Below are 6,052 nucleotides of genomic sequence, written 5' to 3'. Positions count from 1 at the left end.
GACCAGGCCGGTCAGCACCTGCCCGGCCGCGGTCGCGGGCCCGACCGCGGTGATCGCCGCGGCCGGCCGGAGCAGGGCAGGCAGCAGCACGGCGGTCACGGCCGCGATGGCCAGCACCGAGACCGCGGTGATCAGGCGGATCACATCGCCCGGATGCCGGTACCGCGCGGGCGCCAGGACACGGTCCCACGGCCGGGTCTTCCGCTCCCCGGGAGCCAGCCGCATCCTGGGCGAATCTGTCGTGGGCGGCTCTTCGGTGACTGTGCCGCTAGTGCGGTCAGCGGCGGAAGTGGTGCGCCTGGTCACGGTCACTTCCGGCTCTGCGGCACGGCTACCTCCCGGGCGATCCGCCCCCGCCTGCTCGGACACACGGGCCTGCCTAGGCACGGCCCGTGACCGATTCCAGGAAGCGCAGGGCTGCGCCAGTGGTGATGTCGGGCCGCTGCGACTGCGGGTAATGCCCGGCCTCGGGCACCATGACGACTTGTGCGCCCAGGGCGCGGGCGATCCAATCGGCCTCCGCCCGCGGGTCGGGGAAGTCGGGGTCCTGCTCGCCCATGACGACCAGGGCGGGCGCTGTGACATCGGCCAGCCGTGCCTCCGCCAGGTCGTGGCTGGTGCGCGTGGTGGCCGAGAACGCCTTCGCGTGTCCCGGTCGGCGAAGGCTCGCGATGACCTCGTCGCGGTACTCGCCGAAATCGGCTGGCCGCCGGCCGGCGTACAGCTTGGGCAGGTAGGACTTCCAGGAGATGGCCGCCCAGGGCGGTGCCATGGCCACGCGCAGCAGAAGGCGCTGCCTCGCGCTTGTCTTACCGTTGCGGACGAACGGCCCGATCAGCACCAGGCCGCAGACCAGGCCAGGTCGCTGCGCGGCGGCGAGGACCGCGGACCCGGCGCCCATGGAGTTGCCCACCACTACCGCGGGGCCGCCGAGTTCTCCGATCAGGGCGATGACATCGCCGGCGGTTTCCTCGTCGCCGTAGGACGCGAACGTGGTGTCGCTGTCGCCGTGGCCGCGAAGGTCGGTGCAGGCGACCCGGTAACCCGCTGCCCGCAGGGCAGGAGCGAGGAAACGGTAGCCGGCCCGCAGGTCACCCAGGCCAGGCACAAGCACCACCAGGGAGCCGGCGCCTGCGACGTCGTAGCCGATCCGCCCCTCAGGACAGCGGAGATAACTGGTTTCCTCGACAGCAGGCACGGAGCTGGAATGGCTGGCGCGCGTTGTGTGGTTCGCTGCGGTGCTCATGAGTTCATCGCCTTTGGTTTTGGTCTGGCTTCGCTACCAGGCGACGGTCGTGGCCATGACGGCGGCGACCCCAGTGCCGGCAGGCCCTTGGCGGGCCCGGCCGCAGGGTCCTTCAGCCGGCTGGTACGGCTGGGGTCAGGGCCGAGGCGGCCGATGTGGGTGTGAGGTCGTCGGGTCCGGGGGCGGGCGCGTCGGCGCCGCCCTGGTCCAGGCGGAACGGCGGGTAGGCGTCGGTCATCAAGGCGGCGTAGGCGACGACCCGCAGCACCCAGCGGTTCATGCCCACGATGAAGTCATAGAGCCCTCGCGGGTAGCGGCCCGCGACCAGCAGCGTGATCGCCGCGAAGCACACCAGCAGCCCGATCAGGCCGCCGGACAGGGCATCGGCCCGCCAGGCCCCCGAGCTGCCGGTCGCGGTGTACGCGGCGCCGCCGGCGAACACGGCGGCGATGGCGTACTGCGGGATGGCCAGCAGCCACCACTTGACCAGGACCAGGCCGCGGGACAGCCGCTGCGGATAGGCGATGTCCAGCGTCGCCGGGTAGTCCGGCTCCTGGTCCAGGCTGAACGGCGGGTAGCGGTCGGTGCCCAGGGCGCTGTAGGTGTAGTAGCCGACCCGCCACGACCAGCGCAGCACCCCCAGGTTGAAGCCGAACAGCGAGCGGGGGTAGCGGCCGGTGAACAAGATCGCGAAGAACGCGATGACGGTGACGACGGCGAACGCGATCCACAAGAAGAACAGCACGATGTAGTGCGGGATCGCCAGCAGCCACTTGACCAGCCACAGCCAGCGGCTCAACGGCTCATCCAGGCGCGCTCGCACCTGCACGGGATAGCTCTTTTCCATGACTTCCTCCTCGTCAGTGCACGCGGACGCCACCTCCATGACAGCGGCGCACGATGGGCGCCGGCCGGCGCGGATCACCGGCCCGTAGGGTTGTCTTCACGCTACGTTCGCAACCAGAAACTAGCAATGGATTTCTAGAAATGATCTTGAGTAATTCGCGGGCGTGGCGGACTGGAGCTTCCTGACCAACCAAGCCCCGTAGCGCCGCCGCGCGCAGCTACGACGAGGCCGCCGCGGCGCGGCTCTGGCAGGCCAGTGCTGATCTCACCGGACAGGCCACAGCTGCGTAGCCGCCGACATTGCGGGCGGTTAGGGCTGAGGCTGGCTGCCGTCGCCGGGGATCGATCCGGTGAGGGCGTCCAGGATCACGGTGAGCCCGATCTCGAACTCATCGCCGAAGTCGTAGCCGGGGCGCAGGATGTGCTTGGTCGCCATCTCGACAAGGTAGGGATACTCGCCCGCGAACCGCTCCGTGATCGCTTCGGTGGCCTCGGTGGCGGTCTGGGGGTTGAAGGGCAGGGCGGCCTCCTGCAGTGCGAATCCGTAAATGTAGCTGTCGAGCAGGGCATAGGCGTGAGCGGTCATGGCCACCGAGAAACCGGCCCTGCGCAGGGTGGCGAGGGTGGATTCATGGTGGCGGAGCGTCGCGGGACCGGGATTGGCTCGCGATTCCATGAGCCCGATGGCCCAGGGATGGCGCCGTAGCGTCCGGCGGGCCGAGTCCGCCCGGCGGCGCATCTGCGACTCCCAGTCGTCGCCTGGCGACGGCAGGTCTATCTCACTGAAGACCAGATCGACGATGCCATCGAGAATCTCGGCCTTGCCCGCGACGTAGTAGTAGAGCGACATCGGCTTGACGCCGAGCTCCCGGGCCAGCGAGCGCATCGTCAGCGCCCCGATTCCCCCCGCGTCGGCGACCGCGACAGCGCCGCGCAGCACTCGCTCCCGGCTGAGCGGGGGGCGCTCCTCAGGTCTCTCAACCACTGGCTCCAACATGTCACTCCCGGCCATAGCCATCTCGTACTTAGTACTGTAACGTGTCGTACTAAGTACGAGACAAGGCACGACGCGAATGGCGGGGTGCACCAGCGGCCCGGGAGGAAGCGATCATGGAACCTGGACGGCAGCACGCAGCAGCGGACGGCGCGGCGACCCTGGCGGCGACGGCAGCAGGCACGATGCGGGCGATCGTACAGGACGGCTACGGCTCCGCCGACGTGCTGCGGCTCGCCCGGATCGCCCCGCCCGAGATCGCTGGCGGCGATGTGCTCGTGCGGGTGCACGCGGCGGGCCTGGACCGGGGCACGTGGCATGTGATGACGGGGCGGCCGTACCTGCTGCGCCTGGTTGCCGGTGTCCGCGCGCCAAGGCAGCCGGTAGCCGGGCTCGATGTGGCCGGCACGGTCGTGGCGGTCGGCCCGGGGGTGACCCGGTTCCGGGTAGGCGATGAGGTGTTCGGGTTCGGCCGGGGCACCTTCGCCGAGTACACCGCGGCCCGCGAAGACAAGCTCGCCCGCATGCCGGCCGGCCTCACCTTCGAGCAGGCCGCGGTAGTGCCGGTGTCCGCGGTCACCGCCCTGAACGCCCTGACCGTCGCCGGCCATGTCCGGGCGGGACAGAAGGTGCTCGTCACCGGCGCGTCGGGCGGTGTCGGCAGCTACGCTGTGCAGCTGGCCAGAGCGCTGGGCGCGGAGGTCACTGGCGTGTGCAGCACCGCGAAAACCGGCCTTGTGCGATCCCTGGGGGCGGCGCACGTCATCGACTACGCCCAGGACGACTTCGCCGACGGTGCCCGCCGCTACGACTTGATCGTCGACATCGCCGGAAACCCCGCCCTGTCCCGGCTCCGGCGCGCGCTCACACCCACCGGGACCGCCGTCCTCACCGGCGGCGAGGACGGCGGCAACGTGACCGGCATGGGCCGGCAGTTCCGCGCGCTGGCCCTGTCACCGTTCCTGCACCAGCGGCTGACCATGCTCATCCCCCGGCAGCGCGCCAGCGACCTCGAACGGGTCACCGAGTTCCTCGAGGCTGGCACAGTCACCCCGAGCATCGGCGCGACCTACCCACTGGACCAGGTCCGGGAGGCCATGCGTCAGCTCGCAACCGGGCAAGCACGCGGGAAGGTCGCCATCACCATCTGAGCCGCATCGCCGCCCCTGGTACGCGCCGCACCCGGCGAGAAGCCGCTCCACCACGCCACCCCGGCGGAGGCGGTGTTCCCCGGCCGGAGCGCTGGGGCGGCTTCCGGGTTCTGCCGTCCCGCGTCGAGTTCTGGCAGGAATCGCCGGACGGTCTGCGCGACCGGATCCGCTACCGCCCGGCAGGCAGGCAGCGACTGGATCATCAAGCGGCTGTCGCCGTAACGAGCGGAATAGCCGGATCTGCGCCTTCGGCGCGGCGCGGGTCACATCAGGTCGGCGAGTTCGGTGATGGACGATACGGACAGGTCCCACGGCTTGGTGGCAACGCCGGCCCCGGGGATCCCGGGCCCTGGTTCCAGGGGCCTGGAGATGAACGCCGCGGCCAGGCCCGCCTGGCGGGCGGCTGCGAGGTCGGCCTCGTGCGCTGCGGCCAGCATGATTTCCCCCGGCTGCAACCCGAGCATGGCGGCCGGCCGCAGGTACGCCTCGATGGCCGGCTTGTAGGCCCTGGACACGTCCGAGCCGAGGATCACGTCCCAGGGCAGCCCGCCCGCCTTCGCCATGTCCAGCAGCAGGGACGTGTTCCCGTTCGACAGCGGCCCCACGATGTACTCCCGTTTCAGCGCGGTGATCCCCGGGACGCTGTCCGGCCACGGCGGCAGGAAGTGCCAGGCGCGGTTGAGCTCGTCAAGCGCCGCCGGGCCAAAGCGCCCCGGATCAAGCCCGAGGTCGGCAAGCACGCCGTCGAGGTTCTCCCGGTGCAGCACGTCCAGCGCGACAAACGGCCGCTGTCCGGTACTGACCCGCCGCATCCCGGGCACGTACCGCGACCGCCAGGCATCGGCGAACGCGGCGGCGTCAAGTTCCAGGCCCTGCTCGGCGGCGAACCGGCGGACGGCCGCGGCGACCCCGGTCCGCCAGTCGACCACAGTGCCGAACACGTCGAACAACACGGCCTTGATGGCCTGGGCGGTAGACACGGGGGTGAATGCCACCGTGCCAGCATCTCATCACCAGATGAGACCGCAACTGCCACCGTCGGGCAGGCCTCCCCGTTAGCCTGCGTCCCTGGGCGGCGATTCAGTTTCGCGGCTGCCGCCCGGTCCCCACGGCATGGCCAACGTCTCGCCCTTGTCCGTGGCGGTGACCTGTCCCCGGCACGACAGGTCGTTTCCGCGGAAGCATCTGACGCGATCGCGTGGCGCGTAGTCGCGGAAACGCCGGGCCTTTGCCATCCGGCCATGCCAGCGGATGCCGTTCCCCCGACGGGGGCCGCCCGGGTGAGAGTAGCTTCATGAATGGTTGCCGCGATCCGCACTGACGCAAGGGAGCTAACCGAGCCTTGAACCTGCCCGAGGGCCTGATCGCGCTGTTGCGCCAGCCCAGCCTGTGCTTCCTGGCCACCGTGATGCCCGACGGGTCACCCCAGGTGACCCAGACCTGGGCCGATACCGACGGCAAGCATGTCGTGATCAACTCCGTGCGGGGCCACCAGAAGGTCACCAACGTCGAGCGTGACCCGCGGGTGGCAGTGAACGTGTGCGACGCGTCCGGCCCGGCCCGCTATTACGCGATCCGCGGGCAGGTCACTGGCATCACCGCCGAGGGCGGCGCAGAGCACATCGAGGCACTCGCCCACCGCTACCTGGGCACCCCCTACCCGTGGTACGGGGGCCGCGACCAGGTCCGCGTCATCCTGACCATCCAGGCGGCCACGATCCACCAGAGCGGATGGGCGCGGCAGCGCCACGACTAGCCAGCCCGGGTGGCAACTGCGCCCATCTCGATCCCGCCAGCACAGGCGGATCCCTCTAC

At 70.4% G+C, this 6,052-nt stretch carries 7 protein-coding genes and 1 pseudogene; 3 read left to right on the top strand and 5 right to left on the bottom strand.

Annotated features, from left to right (window positions below; genetic code table 11):
- The 4 genes from WA805_RS05065 to WA805_RS05050 form a co-directional block, all read right to left on the bottom strand.
- On the bottom strand, nt 1-306 hold a 306-nt coding region (locus WA805_RS05065; RefSeq protein ID WP_425241769.1), incomplete at its 3' end, for a hypothetical protein.
- A gap of 73 nt (nt 307-379) precedes the next feature.
- Nucleotides 380-1,246: an alpha/beta fold hydrolase gene (locus WA805_RS05060; RefSeq protein ID WP_425238635.1), complete on the bottom strand. Its 867-nt coding sequence runs from the start codon at nt 1,244-1,246 to the stop codon at nt 380-382.
- A 112-nt stretch (nt 1,247-1,358) separates the two neighbouring features.
- Nucleotides 1,359-2,132: a DUF4389 domain-containing protein gene (locus tag WA805_RS05055; RefSeq protein WP_425241768.1), complete on the bottom strand. Its 774-nt coding sequence runs from the start codon at nt 2,130-2,132 to the stop codon at nt 1,359-1,361.
- Nucleotides 2,133-2,402: 270 nt separating this feature from the next.
- The gene (locus tag WA805_RS05050; RefSeq protein WP_425241767.1) at nt 2,403-3,077 is read right to left on the bottom strand and encodes a TetR/AcrR family transcriptional regulator; all 675 of its coding nucleotides are present in this window, start codon (nt 3,075-3,077) and stop codon (nt 2,403-2,405) included.
- Nucleotides 3,078-3,202: 125 nt separating this feature from the next.
- Here WA805_RS05050 and WA805_RS05045 point away from each other — a divergent pair, with 125 nt between their 5' ends.
- Both WA805_RS05045 and WA805_RS05040 read left to right on the top strand, forming a co-directional pair.
- Nucleotides 3,203-4,237 carry an NAD(P)-dependent alcohol dehydrogenase gene (locus WA805_RS05045; RefSeq protein WP_425241766.1) on the top strand — a complete coding sequence of 345 codons (1,035 nt, stop codon included), beginning with the start codon at nt 3,203-3,205 and terminating at the stop codon, nt 4,235-4,237.
- Nucleotides 4,234-4,410 (top strand): annotated as a pseudogene (locus WA805_RS05040) (pyridoxine 5'-phosphate oxidase C-terminal domain-containing protein); the annotation flags it as partial. The gene WA805_RS05045 and the pseudogene WA805_RS05040, both read left to right, overlap by 4 nt.
- Before the next feature lie 90 nt (nt 4,411-4,500).
- Here WA805_RS05040 and WA805_RS05035 read toward each other — a convergent pair.
- On the bottom strand, nt 4,501-5,232 hold the full coding sequence (locus tag WA805_RS05035) for a haloacid dehalogenase type II (RefSeq protein WP_422280722.1): 732 nt from the start codon (nt 5,230-5,232) through the stop codon (nt 4,501-4,503).
- Between the two features lie 347 nt (nt 5,233-5,579).
- On the opposite strand from WA805_RS05035, the gene WA805_RS05030 reads away from it, so the two are divergent.
- Nucleotides 5,580-5,993 (top strand): TIGR03618 family F420-dependent PPOX class oxidoreductase, encoded by a 414-nt coding sequence (locus WA805_RS05030; protein ID WP_422280720.1) that lies wholly within the window; start codon nt 5,580-5,582, stop codon nt 5,991-5,993.
- Nucleotides 5,994-6,052: the final 59 nt, after the last annotated feature.

The organism is Trebonia sp. (assembly GCF_049794275.1).
Taxonomy (GTDB): domain Bacteria; phylum Actinomycetota; class Actinomycetes; order Streptosporangiales; family Streptosporangiaceae; genus Trebonia.
This window is presented reverse-complemented; position numbering and strand designations above follow the sequence as displayed.

Excerpts from the sequence above, each read along its gene's own strand:
- WA805_RS05055 (WP_425241768.1), bottom strand. The coding sequence starts at position 2,132 with ATGGAGGTGGCGTCCGCGTGCACTGACGAGGAGGAAGTCATGGAAAAG.
- WA805_RS05045 (WP_425241766.1), top strand. The coding sequence starts at position 3,203 with ATGGAACCTGGACGGCAGCACGCAGCAGCGGACGGCGCGGCGACCCTG.
- WA805_RS05060 (WP_425238635.1), bottom strand. The coding sequence starts at position 1,246 with ATGAGCACCGCAGCGAACCACACAACGCGCGCCAGCCATTCCAGCTCC.